Source organism: Rickettsia endosymbiont of Pantilius tunicatus (assembly GCF_964291875.1).
Classification (GTDB): Bacteria; Pseudomonadota; Alphaproteobacteria; order Rickettsiales; family Rickettsiaceae; genus Rickettsia.
This window is the reverse complement of the sequence record NZ_OZ198175.1, coordinates 776,336-798,831: the sequence shown is the minus strand read 5'-3', so window position 1 is coordinate 798,831 and position 22,496 is coordinate 776,336. Positions and strand designations below refer to the sequence as shown.

Here is a 22,496-nt window from a genome sequence, read left to right as displayed (position 1 = left end):
TATAGTTAATAATTTATTGTTGCTTCAATTATATATAAATTAATTCTATTAATGCAATGAATAAGGATGTTTTTTTAGAATATCTAACAAAGTTTTTTTGTTATTTGGGCAGGCATATAGCTATGAAATTATCATAATATTAGGATTTATCTTATTTAAAAGGTCAATATTTACAAAAATTACATGCGTATTAATTTTTACTATAATTTTAAAATGTTTTACTAAAATATACATTTAAAGTACCTTTAAATCCTGCTTTAAATATAAAAGGTTTTGTCTTTCCTAGCGGTCATATGATAAGTTGCGTAGTGTTTTATGGGTGGCTCTTTGTAAATATTAGGCATAGTTTATTAAGAATTATAATATTAATAGTTTCAACGGGTATCGCATTTTCCTTGGTTTATCGTGGATATCATTACCCTATCGATATTATCGGCTCTGTAACAATTGGAATGATTATTATTGCTTTTGCGTATAGCTTAATCAATGAGCAGATTATTCAAAAATATCCATATCTATTTGGAACTTTTATATGGTTGTTAACTGTTCCAATGGTAGTTTATCTTAAAATTCCTGATGTGAATTGTATGATATGGGTATGGGCTGTATTTTTGGGATTACTTGGTTTTACTATTTCTTGGGGATTATTTTATAAATATTTTGATCTTCCTCAATCAAAATTAAATCGTTTTTTTAATTTAGTTATACTTATATAGTAAATTAAGTTGAGGTTTGAGTATAGGGATGATATATATAAAGGAAAATGCCAAGATCATATAGTCAAGATTTTAGAAAAAGAGTTATAGGATATGTAGAAAGAGGTAATAGCTGCAATAGCACTGCGATAAGATTTGAAATAGCAGCAAACACAGTAAGGAATTGGTATAAGAGATATAAGTCCGAAGGACATTATTTAGCAAGAAGAATAGGAGGCAAAAAAGGACGGGTAACAAGTCAAGATGTTGAGTTGTACGTGAGTTCTAATCCTAATTTCACATTATTAGAAATGGGTACGTATTTTAATATGAGTTCTGTGGGTGCGTATTATTGGTTAAAGCAACTAGGTTTTAGCTATAAAAAAAAGACTTTTCCTACTTGGAAGCAAGTCAAGAAAAGCGAGATAAGTACCAAGAGGTCATAAAAGATACACCAATAGAACATCTTGTATATATTGATGAAAGTGGTATTGAGATAAATATCTGCAAAGATAGAGGATGGGGCAAAAAAAGCGAAAAACTTATTGGTAAAAAAAGCGGTAAATATTACAACAGAACAAATATCATAGCTGGTTATGTTAATAAAGAGTGTATAGCACCGATGATATTTAATGGAACATGTAATAGACAATTATTTGAAAGTTGGGTTGGAGAATTTTTAATAAAAGAGCTAAAACCTGGACAAGTTGTAGTGATGGATAACGCTGCTTTCCATAAGTCTCAAAGGACCAAAGAACTAATAGAATCAGTAGGTTGTAGGATAATATTCTTACCACCTTACTCCCCTGATCTAAATCCAATAGAGAAATTTTGGGCCAATATGAAGCGATGGATTAAAGCTACAATTACTCAATTTGATCAATTATATAATGCTTTAATTCAATTCTTTAATACGCAAACTTCAACTTAATTTACCATAATTCCAATAGCTTTAATCAAATATATTAATTACTTACTTGAACAATATTTTAGCTATAAGTTCTATTTAAGCTGGTTTTTTATAGGACTTATCCCGCTTTCGGTAAGAATATGCCATTCTTATAAAATTAGAAATATACTACTCTCCAAAGAAGTTTTAAAAATGAATACTTAAGGTGGATTAGAGTGAATGATATTGACCATTCTGATATTATAGTAAACAGAGTTGAATTATATACTATTTATACAGTATCTTTTAATTTTTTAAAAACATATCTCATAACGTAAATGGGTTAGTATTAGCGGTATTCGCTATATCCTTAAAAAAATAAAATATTTCCTATAAATGGCACATAATTCAACTCCGTTTACTATAAATCAAAATAGTTATAATCAATGCAACATTGGCGTTGGATATGACCATAATATATGTCATTCCCTTGAAAGTTTTCTCACATAGATTAGTTTTAACATCATTGTGAAGATGAGTGAGACCTATTATGTCATATAGCGTTAATCAATAAGGTTGATACATGAAATTTTGCGAGTCTCGATTGTGCTCACGTATTTTTATACGTTCCGCAATCTCGCTCGTAAATTTAATGCCTAAACCTTATTGCTTTTTGCTATACCATAACGAGTATTGTTGCAATGGTTCCACAAACACCTTCAATGTTACACTGTGGTGGCATTGTTTGCGTGGATGCCCAAGTCGTCATTACGAGGAAATTATAAAGTAATTTACGAAGCAAGGAAGTATAAAACATGCTAACTTATAGCATTTTTATTACTTATTTCTGGATTGCCACGCTCCTTGCAGTCGCACGTAATGACAGGAAACTGATCCACGCAGACAACGCCACCATGGGGTGACCTAGATGACAAAGACCTATAGGTTATACCTTAACAGGCATGACTACAAATATATCCTTAGGGCTTTCAGGGAATTTAATATGTACTGGTGCTGAAATACCTGAGAAATATAGCTCTACTAAATCTGATTTTATAGCTTTTAGAACGTCTTCTAAATATTGCGGGTTGAAGCCTATATCTAGAGTAGCTTCACCGTTATACTCATAAAAATTTTCTGTCTCTTTTGAAGAGTTAATAACTTCTTTTGCATTTCCTCGTGCTTCCCCTATTGCACTTATTTCTAAAGCCTCAACGGATAAAGATAATTTTACGGCTCTAAACTTTTCAACTGTTATTATTGCTATTCGCTCGATAGTATCGGCAAATATTTTGCGGTTAATTACTAGTTTTGAGTTGTTATTTTCTGGGATAAAGCTACTATAATCAGGAAAAGTACCATCAATTAGTTTTGATAGCATAATAACATTTTCATTGCATATAAACTTAATCTTATTACTGCTTAAAAGTATTTCTATATCCGCATTTGCATTTTTAGAATCTTTTACTATCTTTAAAATCTCTTCGGCACTTTTTTGCGGTAATATAACACCGAAATCCTCTATTTTTTCAGCTAACGCTACAGATGAAATAGAAAGTCTATGCCCATCAGTACTTGCAGAATAAAACTCGCCATCTTTTACATGCAAATAAATACCGTTTAGATTATAACGAGTCTCATCTAAAGAAACTGAAAATTTTGTTGATTCAATTATTTTAGCAAACTCGGCACAAGAAATTTTAAAGCTAGCTTCTGGATTAATGTTATCCATCACAGGAAAGGACTCTACCGGTAGAGTAAATAAATTAAAGCGACAATTTTTTCCTGTTATTTCAAGCCCAGTAGTACCTAAATCAGTTAAAGTAAGCTCTGAATCAGGAATTTTTCTAACTATATCATTTAAAGTTTTAGTAGATACTGTAAGCTCACCCTCACTTACTACCTGCACTCCTATCTTTTGGCTCAAATATAAATCCATATTAGTAGAGCTAAGCTCTAACTGCCCATCCTTTGCAGATAATTTTATATTTGCAAGCTCGGATATTACATTACGTTTTTCAACAACAGAATTTGCAAAACCAAGTGCTTGAACTAATGTTTTTGTCTCAACTATTACCTTTAACATATTGTTATTCTCTTAATGTTCCTTGAAATTTCTGCTCAATACTGGCAATTAAATCTTTGCTGAATGAATTTAAATCATCTTCATTTAAAGTGCGATCATCAGCTTGAAGCCCTACTCTAATTGCAATAGACTTTTTACCTGAAGGTAATTTATCACCGCTATAAATATCAAATAATATAACTGATTTGACAAGCTTTTTGTTAAAATTATTTATGTATGATATTATTTCACCAACTGGTTGATCATGAGTTATAATAAATGCGTAATCTCTAAAATTAGCTTGGTAATCAGATATTATAAACTCGTCTCTCTTGCCAAATTTAGCTTTAGGTGCAGGTAAATTTGTTATATTTAGCTCAAACGCAAATACTTCCTCTTTAATATCATAATGCTTTAATATTTTAGGATGTACCTGCCCAAAGTGACCTAATAAATTTTTCCCCAAGGCTAAATTTACCGATCTAGTCGGATGATAATATAAAGGTGTATCCTGATTTGACACAATACACTTTTCTATAGATAAACCAGCATAATCAAAAACAGTTTCTAGATTACTTTTAAGGTCAAAAATATCATAGCTACGCCCCATCGAATGAGGGTTTTTATTATTATATGAACCGGTTAAAATTGCTGTTAAATAAGTTGCTTCTGTATTTAAATTTAGAAAATTTGGACCGACTTCAAAAAAAGCCATATCTTTTATTGAGCGTGCAAGATTTTTTCTAACTATAGAAAGTAATTTTGGCACTATAGTAGGACGCATATAATCATCATCAATGCTTATAGGATTCAGCAAAAATAGCTCATCTTTTAGCTCAGTAAATAATTTAGCGTCCTTGCTGTTCATAAATGAGTTGGTAACTACCTCATCATAACCTTTACTCGCAAGTATCCTTTTAAAACTTGAAATTCTTTTATGATCTCTTAAGTGACTATTGTCCTGCTCTAATTCCGGTAGTTTTATGCTCTCTATCTTATCATAACCATAAATACGGGTTATTTCTTCTACAATATCCTCTAGAATATTTATATCATGACGCCAAGATGGAGGTATTATTTTTATAACATCTTCTTTAATATTAGTAGCAAAGCCAAGTTTATTTAATATAGCTTCTATCTCTTTGATATTTAACCCTTTTACATAACTTGCTTCTAAAGGTAATTTGGGCGTCAATCCGGTACTCGCATCCTCACGTACTTCTTTGTACGCTGCGGTGCGAGGTGAAGTGTTTCCTACAAATTCTCCTTTATTAGCTTCGTTATGTAGTAAAAGGGTTAACTTAATCCCAGTAATTTTTTCTAGATAATCTGCTGGAAAATCCAACGTTTTTTTTGCGGGTTCTTTTTCACCATCTATTACCGGTTCAGATACTTCACAACCATCACATATCGATAAAATAAGGTCAGTTGCTATATTTAAAGCTTTTTCTGTAAAGTTTCTATCAATATTACGCTCAAAGCGATATCTGGAATCAGTATCGATTTGTAGTCGCCTACCGCTTGCTGCAACCATTTTAGCATTAAAACAAGCAGCTTCTAGCAATATATTTGTTGTGTTGCTATCACAGCTACTACTAATCCCGCCAATAATACCAGCTAAAGCTTGCACTCCATTTTCATCTTTTACGACTAAATCAGTTTCACTAAGTAGATATTTTTTGTCATTTAGAGCGTGGAATTCCCTGTTGTCATACCGTGGCTTGACCACGGTATCTTTGGAGTTTTCTTGGGTCCCGCGGTCAAGCCGCGGGATGACATCTGCTTCCTCATGACGATCTACAACAATCTCCCCCCTTATTTTATCAGCATCGTAAGCATGCATAGGCTGACCAAAACTATAGGAAATATAATTTGTCACATCAACTAGGCTTGATATAGGCTTTACACCAATATTTTTAAGCAATCTTTGAAGCCAGTCAGGACTTGGTTTATTCTTTAGATTTCTTATTTCTCTGAACGTAAATAACGGGCAAGATTCTTTATCTTTTATATTTAGCTTTATTTTAGAAGTAAATGTACTTTCTACCTTTGGAATTTCTAGCTTTTTAAGCGTTCCGATTCCTTTTGCCGCTAAATCTCTTGCAATGCCGTAAACCCCTAACGCATCACCACGATTAGGGGTAACATTAATTATAAATACTGGATCATCCAAGCCGTGATATTTGGTAAAAGGTTCACCGATTACAGCATCTTTAGGTAATTCTATGATCCCTTCGGATTCGGAAGCTAAAAATAACTCTTCTTCAGAGCATAGCATGCCACAACTTTTTTCCCCTCTAATGTTAGATTCCTTAATCTTAAACTTGCCGTTGGGAATTTCTACACCGATATTAGCAAGCACTACTTTTATGCCGGCTCTTGCATTGCTTGCACCGCAAACTATTTGCAGCATACCACTTTTAGTTTCAACATCACAAAGTTGTAACTTATCAGCTGACGTATGGGGTTTAGTGTTTGCAATATATGCTACTTCAAATTTTTGTAAATATGCTGCTTTGTCTATTACTTCCTCTACTTCAAGTCCTATGGCGGTTAAGTTTTTAGCAATTTCAGCAACCGAGGCTGATGTATCTAAAAATTGTTTTAACCATGATAGTGTAAATTTCATTTCGTAAGCCCTCCTGCTAAATTTGGTATATCAAAAGCAGGAAAACTATAATGTTTGAGCCAACGCATATCTCCTTCAAAAAATTGTCTTAAATCTTTAATATTATATTTCAGCATTGCAAAACGCTCTACTCCAAGTCCTAAAGCAAAGCCTTGGTACTGGCTACTATCAATGTCTACATTTTTAAGCACGTTTGGGTGAACCATACCGCAACCTAAAACCTCAAGCCATCTATCATTTTTACTCATTCTAATATCAACTTCGGCTGAAGGTTCAGTAAAAGGGAAAAAGCTAGGTCTAAAACGCAACTCAATATTTGAATTTTCAAAAAAGCATCTTATAAATTCTGTGATAACATATTTTAAATGCCCCATATTGATATCTTTATCAATAACAAGCCCTTCTATTTGATGAAACATCGGCGTATGAGTCATATCCGAGTCCGATCTATAAGTTCTACCCGGAGCTATAAATCTAAAAGGTGGTTTGCCATTTTTCATTGCTCTGATCTGTACTGTAGAGGTATGAGTACGAAGTAACATAGGCTTATTGTTTTCCTGACCTTTTAAATAAAAAGTATCATGCATTTGCCTTGCGGGATGATCATCTTCGAAATTAAGAGTAGTAAAATTATGAAAATCATTTTCAATGCTTGGACCATCTTCTATCGAAAAACCAAATTTAGCAAATACTTGGATTAATTCTTCCATACATTGCGTTATTGGATGAATTGAGCCTTGCTTATATTTACGAGCAGGTAAGCTTAAATCAATTTTATCGGCAGCAAGCTTTAAATTTAATTCCTGCTCCTCTAGAACCTCTTCTTTAGTTTTTATTATATTCTGCAATTCTTCTTTTAACTTATTGATTTTTAAACCAAATTCTTTACGTTCCTGTTCACTCAAAGACCCTAATTTTTTAAGCTCGTTAGTAACTATGCCGTTTTTACCCAAAAACTCTACTTTATATTCTTGTAAAACTTTTAGATTTTGCACGAGTAGAATTTTCTCTTCTGCTAGTCTTAATATTGTTTCTATATTATCCATGATTTTTTTTGTTTTGTTATAATAAAACGTCATTGCGAGGAGCGTAGCAACGTGGCAATCTAGTCAAACATCCTGAGATTGCCAAGCAGTCTTCGACTGCTCGCAATGACGTTAATGCTCACTTTTAAACTAACACACATTTCATACACCCATCTTCCATCCCTACCAACTTCGCTTTAAATACCTGCCCTATTTCTAGCGGTTCGTTTAGCTTTACCGGTATAAAATTCTCAGTGTGGGCGATATTATTATTTTCTACTAGTAGCTCTACTTTCTGCCCTATATGCTTCTTGAAAAATTCAGCTAATTGCTTCTGCCCTTCTTGTCTTAAAATTTCGGCTCTTTCTTTTCTAATAGCTTTAGGTATTTGCGGCATACGTGCTGCGGGCGTTCCTTCTCGCTCCGAATACGGAAAAACATGCAAATATTGCAATGATGCCTCTTCTATTAATTTCCTAGTATTCTCAAACATTTCAGGTGTTTCCGTCGGAAAGCCCGCTATAATGTCAGCCCCAAATGATACTTCAGGTCTGATTGCTCGCAGCTTATTGCAAAACTCAATTACTTCCGCTCTATTATGCCGTCTTTTCATCCGCTTTAATATCATATCGTCGCCTGCTTGTAAACTAATATGGAAATGCGGCATTATTCTTTGATTATAAGCTATAAGCTCAAAAAGCTCATCATCTATTTCGGCAACATCTATTGAAGATAGACGAAGCCTTTTTAAGTCAGACACTAAATTCAAAACCCTTTTTATCATCTGAGCAAAGGTTGGGCTTCCGGGCAAATCACCACCATAAGCCGTAACGTCAACACCGGTAAAAACAACTTCTTTAAAGCCCTTTAATACTAGATGCTTCATCTGCTCGGCTATAGCTCCGATTGCTGTTGATCTGCTTCTCCCCCTACCGTAAGGAATCATACAAAAAGTACAATTATGATTACAACCATTTTGCACCTGAATAAAAGCACGAGACTTACCGTCAAAACTACTAATTAGATGATTTGCTGTCTCTTTCACCGACATTATATCGTTAACGACTATTTTTTCATCATTAATTTGATAATGATTAGGCAACAGTTTCTCTTCATTACCTATAACCTTATCAACTTCTGGCATATCGCCGTATATTTTTGGATTAGTTTGAGCACTACAACCCGTAACGATAATTTTTAAATTGGGATTATTTTTTTTAGCGGCACGAATGGCTTGACGCGCTTGTTTTTCAGCAGATTTAGTTACTGCACAAGTATTAAATACTGTAACATTATCAAGTCCTGAAGCTGCAAGATTTTTTCTTATTATCTCACTTTCATAGATATTAAGACGGCAACCAAATGTTACTATTTCTTGCTTCAGATTACTCACGATAATATACTCCTTGAGCTACCATCGTAGCCGGTCCTTGCATTATTATATTACCATTTTCCTCTTTTATAATAAGGCTGCCATATTTATACACCACCTCACATGGTGAGTGAATAAAACCGAGCTTTAAACCGGCAGCGAAGCTACCGCAAGCGCCACTACCACAAGCAAGGGTTAGTCCTGCTCCACGTTCCCAAACTGATAAATAAATCTTATTGTCTCTAACTTCAGCAAAATTAACGTTAACACCATCAGCAAATAGTTCTTTATCTTGTAACTTTTCACCGACAATTTTTTGATCTTGCAGCTCTAGCTTACTAAAAATAACCAAATGCGGATTACCGACATCAACACAAACTGTTTCTTTCAAATCAATCATATAACGCTCGGCAAACTCCCAAATCTTATCACGATTTGGCATCCAAGTTTCATTAAAGCTAACACTACCCACATTAACACTAATATTATTTTCATCTATAACATGACATAATAATTTCTTACTACCTACTACTACAGTAATATCTTTTTTACCTGTATTAAGATAGATCAATTTTGCCAAACACCTCGTAGCATTACCGCATAATTTAGCACTAGAACCATCAATATTATAGATAATCATTTCGTAAGAATCATTTTGTTCTTCGTAAATAATAAATTGATCGCATCCAATACCTAAATGACGTTCTGCCATACTCTTTGCTATTTGTGATAAATCATGTGTATTTGCTAAATCTTGCTTATTAACAATAACGAAATCATTACCAAGACCATGCATTTTTACGAAGTTAATCTTACTGCTCATAGTATAATCATAATATTTAAGATTGTATTATAGCAAATTTCTTAGAATTTGCTATAATGAAAGTTATTATATATAAAAATAGATTTTCTATGCTACTTTCACGTTTCTTAGATCCTAAGAATAACTACGCCTTTTTAAAAATTTTCGGCACTGAAAAGAATAAGGATATACTCATCCATTTTCTTAATGATATTTTAGGTTACACAGGAGAAGAACAAATCAAAGAAGTTACTTTTCTAAAAACCAATCAAGACCCTGATATTGCAGTCTACCGACAATCTATTGTTGATGTATTATGTTAAAGATAAGAACGGCACACAATTTATTGTAGAAATGCAGGTAAGTAAGCACCCAGGTTTTGAAAAAAGAGCCCAACTTTATGCAGCTAAAGCTTATTCAAGACAAATACTTAAAGAAGATGAAAATCATAAAAAAATGGCAGTATATGCTAAGCTAAGAGGTGTAATATTTTTAGCTATTGCTGATTTTATTTTATTTCCAAATAAAAAAGACTGGAGATCAAACCATAGGCTGCTTGATACAAAAACTTATGAGAATGATTTACAAGATTTTTACTTTATTTTCATAGAACTAGAAAAGTTTAATAAAGAGCTGGATCAATTAGAGAATCTTCAAGAAAAATGGGCATATTTCTTTAAACATGCACATGAGAGTAGTTTAGAAGAGATGGAGCATTTAATAGGTCACGATCCTATTATTAAGAAAGCTTTTTATGCATTAGATCAAGCTAGTTGGTCGGAAGAAGATCTCAATACTTATGAAAAAATGGTAAAAACTGAGATGGATAATTTAGCTGTAGAAGAGCAAAAACTTATGGATGCTGAAGCTAGAGGTGAGGCTAAAGGTGAAGCTAAATTAAAAGAATCAAAAATTATTCTAGCTAAAAAAATGCTGGCTAAAAATAAATCTTTAGATGAAATTATTGACTTTACCGACTTAACTAAAGAAGAAATTGAGAAATTAAAGTAAAAATGAAGATACTAAATATTATGCTAAGCCGTGATCTTGGTGGTATACAACAAGCTTTTTTAGACTATAACACAGCTCTTGAAATGCAAAATATTGAGGTAATAAATGTTACCTCCTACAAGGCAAAAATAAACTCGTTTATATCTAGCAATTTTAAGATCCCTAACTTGTTATCTTTTGACTTAATTTCAGTTCTTGTTCTGAAATATATAATCTATAAAACTAAGCCTGATATTATTATAGCTCATGGCAATAGAGCAATAAATTTTAGTAAACTTGCTAAAACATCTAATATTAGATTAATTGGAATTGCTCATAACTATAGTCTAAAGGGATTGCGTAAATGTGATTTTGTTATTGCTTTAACGCATCATATGAAAGAACATTTATTAAAAAATAATTTTTCCAAATCCAAAATATTTATCCTGCCAAATATGATAAATATCACCAAAACATTTATTTCAAATAAAGCATATAAAAAACCGATTGTAATTGGTGTATTAGCAAGATTTGTAGCTAAAAAAGGTATTGATGTTTTTATTAATGCAGTAAAAATTTTACAGGATAAAAATTATGAAATTCAAGTAGTTATAGGTGGTAATGGAGAGGAACAGGATAATCTAATTTCTTTAGTAAATAAGCTTAATTTACAAAACAAAATATCATTTACAGGATGGGTTAGTAACAAAGATAAATTCTTTGAGCAAATCGATATTTTTTGTCTTCCATCGTTATATGAACCGTTTGGGATCATATTACTTGAAGCAATGGAAAACAGCTTACCTATAGTTAGTACAGATACTGAGGGTCCTAGTGAAATCCTAAAACATATGCAAGACGGACTAATTTGCAAAGCCGGATTATCAAAAGATTTAGCCGAAAAAATTGCATACCTAATAGACAATCCACAAAAAGCAAAAGAACTTTCTCAAAAAGCTTATCTAAAACTAACTCAAACCTATAATATTAAAGTTATTTCAGACAAGTTAGTAACATTATTACATGGTTTAAAAATAGTTAGTTGAAAAAAGATTGCAGTATATTGACATAATAGTTTAAAGAATCTTAATTAAAATTAAGTAATATTAATTTATCTTAATTTTAATGAATATACTCGATGAACTTCAAAAATTAGCTACGTCGTTCTACAAGAATGTTATAGTTCTATCACTTCTAATACTATGCAGCTGTAAAGCAACACATGATCCCCTGCCTAACCTGCCATTACCTAATAGTTGGAATAATTATTCATTAGCATCTCAAAATAACCAGATTTCTAAATGGTGGTTACAATTTAACGATCCGGTACTTAATAACTTAATTGAGGAATCTTTAGCTAATAACTCTAATATTGAGCTTGCAATGAGCAATGTAGCGATAGCAACAGCTCAATATAACCTTGTTAATTCTTATAGATTTCCCCAGATTAATCTACAAGGTAGCGTAAACCGCACAAAGACTAGTAAACAATTAAAACAACCAAATCAACCAAAAATTTCTAATAGTTTTGGGCTTGGTAGTGTACTTAATTACGAAATAGATTTATGGGGACTAGCTGCTAATGCTAGCGAGTCAGCACGTAGAACTTTACTAGCAAGCGAATATAGCAAGGAAGCAGTACGGCTAACAGTTATAAGCAACGTTGCTATCAGCTATTTTAATATTCTAGCATTAGATAAACAAATATATCTAACCAAGCGACTAATAGAAACTCAAACTGAAATCTATAAGTTGACTCAAAAATTATACGACCTTGGTGCAGGTGATTTAATATCAGTTAGTGAGGCTGCTTCTGAGCTTGCTCTTACCAACTCCCCCATCATATCGCAAAAGAAGTATTGCCTTTACTTCGTAGACAAATCCCTGAAGGGGTTAATATAAATATCATGTTTGATAGATCAATTTCTATTAGAGAATCAGTAAATGACGCTAATTTTACTATGATCTTAGCTTTAATATTAGTGGTACTTGCAATATTTCTTTTCTTACATAATTTTAGATCGGTAATTATTCCGACTATCGCCCTACCCTTATCTATAGTTGGTACTTTTGCTTTTATGTATCTCTTCGGATTTAGTATAGATAACATGTCTTTGATGGCTCTAACACTTGCGATGGGTTTCGTGGTGGATGATGCAATAGTAGTACTTGAGAATATCACAAGACATATAGAGGCAGGTGAAAATAAGATTCAAGCTTGTATTAATGGTACTAAAGAAATCGGATTTACTATTGTCTCAATGACCTTGTCATTAACTGCTGTATTCATTCCAATATTATTTATGAGTGGGATTTTAGGGAAATTACTGCACGAACTCGCTGTTGTAATCACTACTGCTATCCTGCTTTCAGGGGTTATTTCAATCACTGTTACCCCAATGTTGTGTAATGTGTTTTTGAAGGATGAGGAAAAAAAACGTCATTGCGAGGAGCAAAGCGACGAAGCAATCTCAGGACAACAAAACAAGATTGCCACGCAGCCTATGGCTGCTCGCAATGACAAAGTTCCACTCACCGAAAAAGCTTTCGAATATATCAAACAAAAATATAGTAATAGCCTTGAAGTGGTAGCCGAATACTCGAAAACCACCATGCTTGTATTCTTACTAGTGATTATCGCAACAGCCTATCTTTTTAGTCTAGTAAGTAAAGGCTTTATGCCTGATTCCGATACTGGACAAATCCTAATATTTACTGAAGCGGCACAAACTATTTCTTTTGATGCAATGGTGAAAGAACAATAACAAGTAAGTGACGTATTGCTTAAAAACCCTAATATAGAGTCGTTTTTTTCGGCAGTTGGTGTATCAGGCAGAAATTCATCGGTCAATCAAGGTACAATCTTTATCAGCCTAAAACCACGTAACCAACGAGTAGGTGCAGACGAGGTAATTGACCAGTTACGCTCAAAACTGAATCATCTAATCGGCTTAAAGGTATATATCCAAAATGTGCCAACTATTACTATCGGGGGACAGGCAACAAAAAGCCAATATCAATATACCCTGCAAGGTCTTGATCAAGATGAGCTGTTTGGTTTTTCCCCAAAATTACAGGCAAAACTTGCAGCTACGCCTGGGTTTTTGGACGTAACTTCGGATTTACAAATATCACAGCCGCAAACTTTAGTGCAAATTGATAGGTACAAAGCAGCAAAGCTAGGGATATCGATTGAGCAAATACAAAATGTTTTATATGCCGCTTATGGGGCTGAGCAGATTTCAACTTTATATACTCCTACTGCTCAATATGATATTATTTTAGAGTTAGATCCTAAATATCAAACTGATTCATCAATGTTATCCTTAGTTAATATTAATTCTGCAAATAACACTTTAGTACCTTTAACTACTCTTGCGAAAATTGTTAATAGTGTTGGTCCTTTAAGTATTTCACATTTTGGTCAATTACCTTCAGTTACAGTATCGTTTAATCTGCAAGATGGTTATTCTATCAGTGATGCCGCTCCAAAAGTTAATGAGGCAATAAGAGAGCTACAAATGCCGGCAACGATCACGGGAAGCTTTCAAGGAACAGCACAAGTGTTTCAATCCTCTTTCTCTGACCTTGGACTATTACTAGGTCTTGCTGTTATAGTTATCTATATTATTCTCGGCATGCTTTATGAAAGCTTTGTACATCCAGTAACGATTCTTTCAGGACTACCTACTGCCGTGTTTGGTGCATTGCTTACCTTATTAATATTTAATAGTGAGCTGGATATGTACGGCTTTGTCGGGCTTATTATGTTAATCGGTATCGTTAAGAAAAATGCTATTATGATTATCGACTTTGCCTTAGAACTTGAACGTACTAGCAATAAAAGTTCCAAAGATGCGATTTTAGAAGCTTGCACTATAAGATTTAAACCTATTATGATGACTACCTTAGCGGCATTAATGGGTGCTATGCCCATAGCTCTTGGGATTGGTAGCACAGGAGCAGAAAGAAGATCACTAGGACTTGCAGTTGTGGGCGGGCTTCTTACTTCACAACTACTAACTCTCTACATAACTCCTATTATTTTTCTATATCTAGAAGCAGCTAAAAGAAAACTACAATCAGTGTCATCCCATAGATAAGTCGGCTTTGATGAACACCTTATGCTATTATCCCATGGCTTGATCGCGGAATCTAGTTAAAAATACTTGACTTTATACGTCAATGACGTAATAATATTGCCATGGAATATATATGGTAAATTAAGTTGAAGTTTGCGTATTAAAGAATTGAATTAAAGCATTATATAATTGATCAAATTGAGTAATTGTAGCTTTAATCCATCGCTTCATATTGACCCAAAATTTCTCTATTGGATTAGATCAGGGGAGTAAGGTGGTAAGAATATTATCCTACAACCTACTGATTCTATTAGTTCTTTGGTCCTTTGAGACTTATGGAAAGCAGCGTTATCCATCACTACAACTTGTCCAGGTTTTAGCTCTTTTATTAAAAATTCTCCAACCCAACTTTCAAATAATTGTCTATTACATGTTCCATTAAATATCATCGGTGCTATACACTCTTTATTAACATAACCAGCTATGATATTTGTTCTGTTGTAATATTTACCGCTTTTTTTACCAATAAGTTTTTCGCTTTTTTTGCCCCATCCTCTATCTTTGCAGATATTTATCTCAATACCACTTTCATCAATATATACAAGATGTTCTATTGGTGTATCTTTTATGACCTCTTGGTACTTATCTCGCTTTTCTTGACTTGCTTCCAAGTAGGAAAAGTCTTTTTTTTATAGCTAAAACCTAGTTGCTTTAACCAATAATACGCACCCACAGAACTCATATTAAAATACGTACCCATTTCTAATAATGTGAAATTAGGATTAGAACTCACGTACAACTCAACATCTTGACTTGTTACCCGTCCTTTTTTGCCTCCTATTCTTCTTGCTAAATAATGTCCTTCGGACTTATATCTCTTATACCAATTCCTTACTGTGTTTGCTGCTATTTCAAATCTTATCGCAGTGCTATTGCAGCTATTACCTCTTTCTACATATCCTATAACTCTTTTTCTAAAATCTTGACTATATGATCTTGGCATTTTCCTTTATATATATCATCCCTATACTCAAACCTCAACTTAATTTACTATAGAATCACCATTATTTAGTAAGCTCTTAAATTCATATTTTACAGATGAAGAATATACAAGTTTTCAATGGCATTTAGCTATGCATCCTAAATCAGGAGACGTTATTCAAGGAAGTGGCGGACTTAAAAAAATTAGGTGGACAGCTAAAGGTAAAGGCAAACGTAGTGGAGTTAGAATTATTTACTATTATAAAGATAAAGAAGATCAAATTTGACTACTAACCATTTATGCTAAAAATGAAGCTACAAATATCCCAACGTCAATTTTAAAGAAAATTATGGAGGAACTAGGATTATGAAAGCAAAAAAAAATGCTAATGGTAGAGATATCGGTGCAGAAATTCTACAATCTATTAAAGATATTAAAGCAGGAAAAGGGCTAACTCAAAAAATAGAAACCAAAACTGATATAATAGATATTAGGAAGCATTTACATCTTTCTCAAGTAGATTTTGCAGCTTTAATGCATATTAATGTTAAAACATTGCAAGAATGGGAACAAGGAAGACGCAGACCTAGAGGTCCTGCGATATCTTTACTTAAAATAGCTTCCAAACATCCTGAAATTTTTATTGATTCTAAATTATAACCTCACCAGAACCTAGCTAACTTAAATTCAGGATCTAGTATAAAGATAGATAAAATTACTATTATCTTTTTTTCAAAAAACCTTTTTTCTTGAACGTATTTATAATATATTAGACATGTATTTCAAATGTATGAGGACATAATGAAAAAAAATCCAAAAATCTCATTAATAGGAAGCGGTAATATAGGTGGAACGCTTGCTCATTTAATCAGTCTTAAAAATTTAGGTGATATAGTATTATTTGATGTGGCTGAAGGAATTCCGCAAGGCAAAGCTCTAGATATAATGCAAGCAAATACCTTAGCAGGTTCTGATATCAAAATTAAAGGCACAAATGACTATAAAGATATCGAAGGGTCAGACGCAATAATTATTACTGCCGGTTTGCCTAGAAAACCTGGCATGAGTAGAGGCGATTTAATTAGCGTCAATACCGGTATTATGAAAAGCGTTGCAGAAAATGTTAAAAAATACGCTCCTAATGCTTTTGTAATAGTAATTACTAATCCGTTGGATGTCATGGTTTACGTGATGTTGAAAGAAAGCGGTTTGCCACATAATAAAGTTATTGGTATGGCTGGCGTACTTGATTCCTCAAGATTTAACCTTTTTCTTGCTGAGGAGTTTAAAGTGTCAACTAATAGCGTTAGCAGTATAGTTCTTGGCGGTCATGGTGATGCTATGGTACCGCTTGCTAGATACTCTACTGTCAAAGGTGTGCCTATACCTGATCTAATAAAAATGGGGTTATCAACCAACGAGCGTATCGAAAAAATAATTGATCGCACTAGAAATGGCGGTGGCGAAATCGTGGCATTACTTAAAACAGGATCAGCTTATTATGCCCCTGCTGCTTCTGCTGTAGAAATGCTTGAATCTTATTTACAAGATAAACGACAAATTCTAACCTGTGCTGCTTACTTGCAAGGTGAATATGGCGTAAAAAATTTATATGCTGGTGTACCGATTATTATAGGCAAAAACGGCATAGAGAAAGTAATCGAGCTACAACTAACTGCTGATGAGCAAGCTTTATTTGATAAGTCAATAGACGGAGTTAGAAAGTTGATTGAAGCGGTAAAGTAATTTAATTCTTAATTTAAACAATTAGTTAAATGTTTTTAATATTTATTATAGGAAAAATATAAAAAAATTAAATTTTAGCTGCTTTTTGCCTATATTTCTGAATATTTCATTACTTTTAAGAAAAATGTTTTTTATTGAATAATATAAATACAACATATATTTTAAATATTAAAATTAGTATAACATTAACTATTGATAGTTTTATATGAATGATATTATTTTCTTATATGAATTAAATATTTAACTAATAGGTGAAGAGGCTAAAATGTCTACAGAAAATTTAAATAAAGTATTAAAGGATGTACAAAACAAAATTTTGAACTTCGGCACTACACAAGATAAATTTACAACAATAGGAACATTACAAAAATCTATTCATCAGAAAGAATTAAAAAATGAGAAATTAACACAAGAAGAAATAGATAATATTTATAAAATTTTAAATATATTTGAAGAAGTCAAGGAACATAATGGAAAAGAAAATATACGCAACCTTCGTATATTAAATAAAAATTATTATAAATTAACTGATCCACGTGATGAGGAGAGAACATATCCCTCAAACCATAAAATTTGAGTTCATATATAGTATTTGATAACGAGTTAGAATGGGATGATAGTGGAATGCCCGCTGCTTTTCAAAAATCTTACGGTTCATGAAATGTTTTAGACCGATTAAAAACAGCCGTAAATGATTACATATTTGAATTAAAGCAGACAGGTGTAGTACAAGATAAGGTAAAATTATTTGAAGAAAAGGCTAATGCTATACAATCTTCTAAAGATAAGCGTAATATACCTACAGCTTCTACTAGCGTAAAAGATAGAATACAAAATTTTGAAGGAAATAATCCTAGCAAAATAAAAAAATATTGGACGGAAGGACGCAGAGAGTTTGTAGAAAAGCATGCTCAGCATACACAATCTAAAGACCCTCAAACCGAACGTAATCAGCGTAAAATGCAGTATCGACACCATCCAATGAACATGATAATTATACTGCAAACAGGCAAGAAACTCATAAGCAATTAATAAATAAATTTGAAAATTTAGCTAAAACTCAAGAGATTGATTCTAAAGAACAAAGTAAGCGTATCTCATCTAACAATTTTCAAAAACTTCAACAAGGTAACACCAAAAATTTAAAAGAGAAATTTGAAAAACTAGCTAACGAAGCAAAACTAATTGGAGCACAAGCACAACAGAAATCTAAACTAACGAATAAATCTAATGAAAAACCTAAGGTAAAACCTGCAAACCACACTAGAGGTATTTAAAAGAATGAAAAACCTGTAGATGGTATAATTTAATATACAAATAAAATCATGAGAAAAATAATCATTTTATATTTAATATTTTTTAATTATTTAACTTATGCATCTGATTCTAAAATTGATTGTGATAATGCATATACACAATTTGATATGAATTATTGTGCTAACGAAGATTTTAAGAAAGCTGATAAAAAATTAAATCAACTTTATCAAGAAATATTAAAATACACTTCAGAAGAGGAAACTAATTTATTAAAAAAATCCCAAAATTTATGGATTAAATTGCGTGATGCCGATTGTGAATTCGGAAGCTTTCAGGTCCGCGATGGTACTGTATTTCCAATGATATTAAGTATGTGTTTAGCAGGTAAAACCAAAGTCCGTATTGAAGAACTTAAAAATATACTAGAATGCTCGGAAGGTGATCTTAGTTGTCGGGTACTGCGAAATAGATAAAGTTATGCCGTGACTTAATCTGTAGAAGTCAAGATTTGATCTTACAGACACTATAAAAATTATATCTGAATATCTGATAAATTATGACTGTCAGATGAGTATTCAAGATATAAGATTTCATTGTTCTTTTCAATAGCTAATTTCTTACTATCCTTAAAAGTTTGCATAGGCGTTTTACCATAACAATATTTTCCTGAATGTGGTCGCTCATTATTGAAATGCTCTAACCAAATATCAAGATCTAATTGTAAATCATCAAGATCAGTGTAGATCTTTTTCCGCATAGCTGTATCAAAGAATTCTTGTGTCATAGTTTTATTAAAACGTTCACACATACCATTTGTTTGAGGAGAATATGCTTTAGTAATAGTATGTTCTATAGTAAATTAAGTTGAGGTTTGAGTATAGGGATGATATATATAAAGGAAAATGCCAAGATCATATAGTCAAGATTTTAGAAAAAGAGTTATAGGATATGTAGAAAGAGGTAATAGCTGCAATAGCACTGCGATAAGATTTGAAATAGCAGCAAACACAGTAAGGAATTGGTATAAGAGATATAAGTCCGAAGGACATTATTTAGCAAGAAGAATAGGAGGCAAAAAAGGACGGGTAACAAGTCAAGATGTTGAGTTGTACGTGAGTTCTAATCCTAATTTCACATTATTAGAAATGGGTACGTATTTTAATATGAGTTCTGTGGGTGCGTATTATTGGTTAAAGCAACTAGGTTTTAGCTATAAAAAAAAGACTTTTCCTACTTGGAAGCAAGTCAAGAAAAGCGAGATAAGTACCAAGAGGTCATAAAAGATACACCAATAGAACATCTTGTATATATTGATGAAAGTGGTATTGAGATAAATATCTGCAAAGATAGAGGATGGGGCAAAAAAAGCGAAAAACTTATTGGTAAAAAAAGCGGTAAATATTACAACAGAACAAATATCATAGCTGGTTATGTTAATAAAGAGTGTATAGCACCGATGATATTTAATGGAACATGTAATAGACAATTATTTGAAAGTTGGGTTGGAGAATTTTTAATAAAAGAGCTAAAACCTGGACAAGTTGTAGTGATGGATAACGCTGCTTTCCATAAGTCTCAAAGGACCAAAGAACTAATAGAATCAGTAGGTTGTAGGATAATATTCTTACCACCTTACTCCCCTGATCTAAATCCAATAGAGAAATTTTGGGCCAATATGAAGCGATGGATTAAAGCTACAATTACTCAATTTGATCAATTATATAATGCTTTAATTCAATTCTTTAATACGCAAACTTCAACTTAATTTACCATATAAACAAATTTTAAAAAACATCGAAAATAAGATAGAAAGTAATAGTATGACTCTTTAAACTTTAGAGGGGTTAAAAATATTTGGATTTGAAAACGCTAAGCGTGAGGGACTTAGAGTCCTGTCTTGAAATTAAGGTTTAGTCAATGTTTTAAGCATAAGTGTAATCATATTGATATAAATAATATGTTCAGAAGTTTTATAGTTATGCTCATAGTCTTTACTCATACGACGAAAATTATTGAGTCAGCCAAAAGTACGTTCAACTATCCAACGCTTGGGAATCACTTTAAACCCCACTTGATCAACAATTTTACGAGAAATTGTCAGTAATGCTCTTACAGTTAAAAAACACCAAATTTGTAATGCTCCAGCATAACCACTATCTGCAAAAAATTTGATAATACTAGGATATTTTGCTTTTGCCTTGATTATTACATTTTTAGTACCATCTCTGTCTTGTATACCTGCTGAATGTACTTCACATGATAATACTAAACCAAGTGTATCTGTAACTATATGGCGTTTCCTACCCTTAATCTTCTTGCCTGCATCATATCCTCTAGCTCCCCTTTTTGGGTAGTCTTAACAGACTGACTATCTATAATCCCTACAGTAGGAGTGGATTTCTTACTTTCTTTCTCCCTTACTTTTTGGACTAATCTATCATGTATTTCTTGCCATCTACCATTCTTACGCCAACGTAAATAATAGTCATATACTGTTTGCCATGGGGGAAAATCTTTAGGTAATAATCGTCACTGACAACTACTCCTCATTACGTAACGAATGCCATTAATTATATCTCTTATATTATGTTTACGTGACCGTCCTATCTTGCAAGGACCAACAAATGGAGCTAAATGTATCCTTTCTTCTTCCACTATATCACTGGGATACATATTCCTACTTTATTATTTTTTGACAATATAAATTATTTCTTATATCTTTTCAAGACAGGCTCTAAGGAATTGGGTACAATAATAGATAATTATTTACACAATACTTTTTCAGGTAATAAATTCCATGTTAAAGGAGAAAAAGTTATTGAACAAATAGCTCAGAAATTACCCAAACTTACCACTATATAGTAAATTAAGTTGAGGTTTGAGTATAGGGATGATATATATAAAGGAAAATGCCAAGATCATATAGTCAAGATTTTAGAAAAAGAGTTATAGGATATGTAGAAAGAGGTAATAGCTGCAATAGCACTGCGATAAGATTTGAAATAGCAGCAAACACAGTAAGGAATTGGTATAAGAGATATAAGTCCGAAGGACATTATTTAGCAAGAAGAATAGGAGGCAAAAAAGGACGGGTAACAAGTCAAGATGTTGAGTTGTACGTGAGTTCTAATCCTAATTTCACATTATTAGAAATGGGTACGTATTTTAATATGAGTTCTGTGGGTGCGTATTATTGGTTAAAGCAACTAGGTTTTAGCTATAAAAAAAAGACTTTTCCTACTTGGAAGCAAGTCAAGAAAAGCGAGATAAGTACCAAGAGGTCATAAAAGATACACCAATAGAACATCTTGTATATATTGATGAAAGTGGTATTGAGATAAATATCTGCAAAGATAGAGGATGGGGCAAAAAAAGCGAAAAACTTATTGGTAAAAAAAGCGGTAAATATTACAACAGAACAAATATCATAGCTGGTTATGTTAATAAAGAGTGTATAGCACCGATGATATTTAATGGAACATGTAATAGACAATTATTTGAAAGTTGGGTTGGAGAATTTTTAATAAAAGAGCTAAAACCTGGACAAGTTGTAGTGATGGATAACGCTGCTTTCCATAAGTCTCAAAGGACCAAAGAACTAATAGAATCAGTAGGTTGTAGGATAATATTCTTACCACCTTACTCCCCTGATCTAAATCCAATAGAGAAATTTTGGACCAATATGAAGCGATGGATTAAAGCTAAAATTACTCAATTTGATCAATTATATAATGCTTTAATTCAATTCTTTAATACGCAAACTTCAACTTAATTTACCATAGCTAAAGATTATAAAGATAAAAAATATCTTAAAACTACTATAGGCGTATTAAAGTTATTAGCAGATAAAGATGTACTGAAATTAGTTATTAATACCGCAATAGATCTAATAAAGTATAAAATAGCATTTAAATCTGCAAAAAAATAGGACAAAATATTAAAAAGGAACACTCTACTATAAA

Annotated in this window: 25 protein-coding genes and 3 pseudogenes; 17 read left to right on the top strand and 11 right to left on the bottom strand. The window is 32.5% G+C overall.

What is annotated here, in order from left to right:
- Positions 1-293: 293 nt before the first annotated feature.
- Genes ACICQC_RS04590 through ACICQC_RS04580 form a run of 3 tightly spaced genes read left to right on the top strand, consistent with a single transcriptional unit; the run spans position 294 to position 1,626 of the window.
- Positions 294-716 carry a phosphatase PAP2 family protein gene (locus tag ACICQC_RS04590; RefSeq protein ID WP_395477560.1) on the top strand — a complete coding sequence of 141 codons (423 nt, stop codon included), beginning with the start codon at positions 294-296 and terminating at the stop codon, positions 714-716.
- Between the two features lie 47 nt (positions 717-763).
- Positions 764-1,141 (top strand): IS630 transposase-related protein, encoded by a 378-nt coding sequence (locus tag ACICQC_RS04585; RefSeq protein ID WP_395476240.1) that lies wholly within the window; start codon positions 764-766, stop codon positions 1,139-1,141.
- On the top strand, positions 1,096-1,626 hold the full coding sequence (locus ACICQC_RS04580) for an IS630 family transposase (RefSeq protein ID WP_395476342.1): 531 nt from the start codon (positions 1,096-1,098) through the stop codon (positions 1,624-1,626). The genes ACICQC_RS04585 and ACICQC_RS04580 overlap by 46 nt, the downstream gene beginning before the upstream one ends.
- 904 nt (positions 1,627-2,530) lie before the next feature.
- Here ACICQC_RS04580 and dnaN read toward each other — a convergent pair.
- From dnaN to dapF, 5 genes are all read right to left on the bottom strand, one after another.
- Positions 2,531-3,670 (bottom strand): DNA polymerase III subunit beta, encoded by a 1,140-nt coding sequence (gene dnaN, locus ACICQC_RS04575; protein WP_395477559.1) that lies wholly within the window; start codon positions 3,668-3,670, stop codon positions 2,531-2,533.
- Positions 3,671-3,674: 4 nt separating this feature from the next.
- Positions 3,675-6,278 carry a phenylalanine--tRNA ligase subunit beta gene (pheT, locus tag ACICQC_RS04570; RefSeq protein WP_395477558.1) on the bottom strand — a complete coding sequence of 868 codons (2,604 nt, stop codon included), beginning with the start codon at positions 6,276-6,278 and terminating at the stop codon, positions 3,675-3,677.
- A complete protein-coding gene (gene pheS / locus ACICQC_RS04565) occupies positions 6,275-7,324 on the bottom strand; it encodes a phenylalanine--tRNA ligase subunit alpha (protein ID WP_395477557.1) in 1,050 nt (349 codons plus the stop codon). The genes pheT and pheS overlap by 4 nt, the downstream gene beginning before the upstream one ends.
- Positions 7,325-7,448: 124 nt before the next feature.
- Positions 7,449-8,699 carry a tRNA (N(6)-L-threonylcarbamoyladenosine(37)-C(2))-methylthiotransferase MtaB gene (mtaB, locus tag ACICQC_RS04560; protein ID WP_395477649.1) on the bottom strand — a complete coding sequence of 417 codons (1,251 nt, stop codon included), beginning with the start codon at positions 8,697-8,699 and terminating at the stop codon, positions 7,449-7,451.
- Positions 8,689-9,498: a diaminopimelate epimerase gene (gene dapF, locus ACICQC_RS04555; RefSeq protein WP_395477556.1), complete on the bottom strand. Its 810-nt coding sequence runs from the start codon at positions 9,496-9,498 to the stop codon at positions 8,689-8,691. Before dapF ends, mtaB begins: the two co-directional genes overlap by 11 nt.
- Positions 9,499-9,554: 56 nt before the next feature.
- Between dapF and ACICQC_RS04550 the strand changes: the two genes are divergently transcribed.
- The 5 genes and pseudogenes from ACICQC_RS04550 to ACICQC_RS04530 all read left to right on the top strand — a co-directional run bounded on the left by ACICQC_RS04550 (position 9,555) and on the right by ACICQC_RS04530 (position 14,570).
- Entirely contained in the window at positions 9,555-9,800 is a 246-nt protein-coding gene (locus tag ACICQC_RS04550; protein ID WP_395477555.1) for a PD-(D/E)XK nuclease family transposase, read from the top strand.
- A 31-nt stretch (positions 9,801-9,831) separates the two neighbouring features.
- Positions 9,832-10,488, top strand: a complete 657-nt coding sequence (locus tag ACICQC_RS04545) for an Rpn family recombination-promoting nuclease/putative transposase (RefSeq protein ID WP_395477648.1) — start codon at positions 9,832-9,834, stop codon at positions 10,486-10,488.
- 2 nt (positions 10,489-10,490) lie between these two features.
- Positions 10,491-11,513, top strand: coding sequence for a glycosyltransferase family 4 protein (locus tag ACICQC_RS04540; protein WP_395477554.1), 1,023 nt, complete (start codon positions 10,491-10,493; stop codon positions 11,511-11,513).
- A gap of 79 nt (positions 11,514-11,592) precedes the next feature.
- Positions 11,593-12,369 carry a TolC family protein gene (locus tag ACICQC_RS04535; protein ID WP_395477553.1) on the top strand — a complete coding sequence of 259 codons (777 nt, stop codon included), beginning with the start codon at positions 11,593-11,595 and terminating at the stop codon, positions 12,367-12,369.
- Between the two features lie 5 nt (positions 12,370-12,374).
- Positions 12,375-14,570: pseudogene (locus ACICQC_RS04530) on the top strand (efflux RND transporter permease subunit).
- A 227-nt stretch (positions 14,571-14,797) separates the two neighbouring features.
- On the opposite strand, the gene ACICQC_RS04525 reads toward ACICQC_RS04530, so the two are convergent.
- Both ACICQC_RS04525 and ACICQC_RS04520 read right to left on the bottom strand, forming a co-directional pair.
- Positions 14,798-15,220, bottom strand: a complete 423-nt coding sequence (locus ACICQC_RS04525; protein WP_395477552.1) for a transposase — start codon at positions 15,218-15,220, stop codon at positions 14,798-14,800.
- Positions 15,175-15,552: an IS630 transposase-related protein gene (locus ACICQC_RS04520; RefSeq protein ID WP_395476240.1), complete on the bottom strand. Its 378-nt coding sequence runs from the start codon at positions 15,550-15,552 to the stop codon at positions 15,175-15,177. Before ACICQC_RS04520 ends, ACICQC_RS04525 begins: the two co-directional genes overlap by 46 nt.
- Before the next feature lie 130 nt (positions 15,553-15,682).
- Between ACICQC_RS04520 and ACICQC_RS04515 the strand changes: the two genes are divergently transcribed.
- The 5 genes from ACICQC_RS04515 to ACICQC_RS04495 all read left to right on the top strand — a co-directional run bounded on the left by ACICQC_RS04515 (position 15,683) and on the right by ACICQC_RS04495 (position 19,007).
- Positions 15,683-15,817: a hypothetical protein gene (locus tag ACICQC_RS04515; RefSeq protein ID WP_395477551.1), complete on the top strand. Its 135-nt coding sequence runs from the start codon at positions 15,683-15,685 to the stop codon at positions 15,815-15,817.
- 80 nt (positions 15,818-15,897) lie between these two features.
- Positions 15,898-16,191, top strand: coding sequence for a helix-turn-helix domain-containing protein (locus ACICQC_RS04510; RefSeq protein WP_395477550.1), 294 nt, complete (start codon positions 15,898-15,900; stop codon positions 16,189-16,191).
- A 141-nt stretch (positions 16,192-16,332) separates the two neighbouring features.
- Positions 16,333-17,277 carry a malate dehydrogenase gene (mdh, locus tag ACICQC_RS04505; protein WP_395477549.1) on the top strand — a complete coding sequence of 315 codons (945 nt, stop codon included), beginning with the start codon at positions 16,333-16,335 and terminating at the stop codon, positions 17,275-17,277.
- Between the two features lie 265 nt (positions 17,278-17,542).
- Positions 17,543-17,854, top strand: coding sequence for a hypothetical protein (locus ACICQC_RS04500; RefSeq protein ID WP_395477548.1), 312 nt, complete (start codon positions 17,543-17,545; stop codon positions 17,852-17,854).
- Positions 17,855-18,602: 748 nt separating this feature from the next.
- Positions 18,603-19,007 carry a lysozyme inhibitor LprI family protein gene (locus tag ACICQC_RS04495; RefSeq protein ID WP_395477547.1) on the top strand — a complete coding sequence of 135 codons (405 nt, stop codon included), beginning with the start codon at positions 18,603-18,605 and terminating at the stop codon, positions 19,005-19,007.
- Between the two features lie 59 nt (positions 19,008-19,066).
- Here the strand turns inward: ACICQC_RS04495 and ACICQC_RS04490 are convergent.
- Positions 19,067-19,387 (bottom strand): annotated as a pseudogene (locus ACICQC_RS04490) (integrase core domain-containing protein); the annotation flags it as partial.
- A 49-nt stretch (positions 19,388-19,436) separates the two neighbouring features.
- Here ACICQC_RS04490 and ACICQC_RS04485 point away from each other — a divergent pair.
- Together ACICQC_RS04485 and ACICQC_RS04480 are read left to right on the top strand one after the other, a co-directional pair.
- Positions 19,437-19,814, top strand: a complete 378-nt coding sequence (locus tag ACICQC_RS04485; protein ID WP_395476240.1) for an IS630 transposase-related protein — start codon at positions 19,437-19,439, stop codon at positions 19,812-19,814.
- Positions 19,769-20,299 carry an IS630 family transposase gene (locus tag ACICQC_RS04480; RefSeq protein ID WP_395476342.1) on the top strand — a complete coding sequence of 177 codons (531 nt, stop codon included), beginning with the start codon at positions 19,769-19,771 and terminating at the stop codon, positions 20,297-20,299. The genes ACICQC_RS04485 and ACICQC_RS04480 overlap by 46 nt, the downstream gene beginning before the upstream one ends.
- Positions 20,300-20,551: 252 nt before the next feature.
- Here the strand turns inward: ACICQC_RS04480 and ACICQC_RS04475 are convergent, their stop codons facing one another.
- From ACICQC_RS04475 to ACICQC_RS04465, 3 genes and pseudogenes are all read right to left on the bottom strand, one after another.
- Positions 20,552-20,824, bottom strand: coding sequence for a transposase (locus ACICQC_RS04475; RefSeq protein ID WP_395477646.1), 273 nt, complete (start codon positions 20,822-20,824; stop codon positions 20,552-20,554).
- A pseudogene (locus ACICQC_RS04470) lies at positions 20,821-21,021 on the bottom strand (transposase); the annotation flags it as partial. The pseudogene ACICQC_RS04470 and the gene ACICQC_RS04475, both read right to left, overlap by 4 nt.
- Before the next feature lie 42 nt (positions 21,022-21,063).
- Positions 21,064-21,207: a hypothetical protein gene (locus tag ACICQC_RS04465; protein WP_395476275.1), complete on the bottom strand. Its 144-nt coding sequence runs from the start codon at positions 21,205-21,207 to the stop codon at positions 21,064-21,066.
- Between the two features lie 236 nt (positions 21,208-21,443).
- On the opposite strand from ACICQC_RS04465, the gene ACICQC_RS04460 reads away from it, so the two are divergent.
- Together ACICQC_RS04460 and ACICQC_RS04455 are read left to right on the top strand one after the other, a co-directional pair.
- Positions 21,444-21,821 (top strand): IS630 transposase-related protein, encoded by a 378-nt coding sequence (locus tag ACICQC_RS04460; RefSeq protein ID WP_395476240.1) that lies wholly within the window; start codon positions 21,444-21,446, stop codon positions 21,819-21,821.
- Positions 21,776-22,306: an IS630 family transposase gene (locus ACICQC_RS04455; RefSeq protein WP_395476239.1), complete on the top strand. Its 531-nt coding sequence runs from the start codon at positions 21,776-21,778 to the stop codon at positions 22,304-22,306. The genes ACICQC_RS04460 and ACICQC_RS04455 overlap by 46 nt, the downstream gene beginning before the upstream one ends.
- Positions 22,307-22,496: the final 190 nt, after the last annotated feature.

What these genes read in the sequence shown, in the direction of transcription:
- ACICQC_RS04590 (WP_395477560.1), top strand. Translation starts at nt 294, where the DNA reads ATGATAAGTTGCGTAGTGTTTTATGGGTGGCTCTTTGTAAATATTAGG.
- ACICQC_RS04585 (WP_395476240.1), top strand. Translation starts at nt 764, where the DNA reads ATGCCAAGATCATATAGTCAAGATTTTAGAAAAAGAGTTATAGGATAT.
- dnaN (WP_395477559.1), bottom strand. Translation starts at nt 3,670, where the DNA reads ATGTTAAAGGTAATAGTTGAGACAAAAACATTAGTTCAAGCACTTGGT.
- pheT (WP_395477558.1), bottom strand. Translation starts at nt 6,278, where the DNA reads ATGAAATTTACACTATCATGGTTAAAACAATTTTTAGATACATCAGCC.
- pheS (WP_395477557.1), bottom strand. Translation starts at nt 7,324, where the DNA reads ATGGATAATATAGAAACAATATTAAGACTAGCAGAAGAGAAAATTCTA.
- dapF (WP_395477556.1), bottom strand. Translation starts at nt 9,498, where the DNA reads ATGAGCAGTAAGATTAACTTCGTAAAAATGCATGGTCTTGGTAATGAT.
- ACICQC_RS04550 (WP_395477555.1), top strand. Translation starts at nt 9,555, where the DNA reads ATGAAAGTTATTATATATAAAAATAGATTTTCTATGCTACTTTCACGT.
- ACICQC_RS04545 (WP_395477648.1), top strand. Translation starts at nt 9,832, where the DNA reads ATGCAGGTAAGTAAGCACCCAGGTTTTGAAAAAAGAGCCCAACTTTAT.
- ACICQC_RS04540 (WP_395477554.1), top strand. Translation starts at nt 10,491, where the DNA reads ATGAAGATACTAAATATTATGCTAAGCCGTGATCTTGGTGGTATACAA.
- ACICQC_RS04535 (WP_395477553.1), top strand. Translation starts at nt 11,593, where the DNA reads ATGAATATACTCGATGAACTTCAAAAATTAGCTACGTCGTTCTACAAG.
- ACICQC_RS04520 (WP_395476240.1), bottom strand. Translation starts at nt 15,552, where the DNA reads ATGCCAAGATCATATAGTCAAGATTTTAGAAAAAGAGTTATAGGATAT.
- ACICQC_RS04515 (WP_395477551.1), top strand. Translation starts at nt 15,683, where the DNA reads ATGCATCCTAAATCAGGAGACGTTATTCAAGGAAGTGGCGGACTTAAA.
- ACICQC_RS04510 (WP_395477550.1), top strand. Translation starts at nt 15,898, where the DNA reads ATGAAAGCAAAAAAAAATGCTAATGGTAGAGATATCGGTGCAGAAATT.
- mdh (WP_395477549.1), top strand. Translation starts at nt 16,333, where the DNA reads ATGAAAAAAAATCCAAAAATCTCATTAATAGGAAGCGGTAATATAGGT.
- ACICQC_RS04500 (WP_395477548.1), top strand. Translation starts at nt 17,543, where the DNA reads ATGTCTACAGAAAATTTAAATAAAGTATTAAAGGATGTACAAAACAAA.
- ACICQC_RS04495 (WP_395477547.1), top strand. Translation starts at nt 18,603, where the DNA reads ATGAGAAAAATAATCATTTTATATTTAATATTTTTTAATTATTTAACT.
- ACICQC_RS04485 (WP_395476240.1), top strand. Translation starts at nt 19,437, where the DNA reads ATGCCAAGATCATATAGTCAAGATTTTAGAAAAAGAGTTATAGGATAT.
- ACICQC_RS04465 (WP_395476275.1), bottom strand. Translation starts at nt 21,207, where the DNA reads ATGTATCCCAGTGATATAGTGGAAGAAGAAAGGATACATTTAGCTCCA.
- ACICQC_RS04460 (WP_395476240.1), top strand. Translation starts at nt 21,444, where the DNA reads ATGCCAAGATCATATAGTCAAGATTTTAGAAAAAGAGTTATAGGATAT.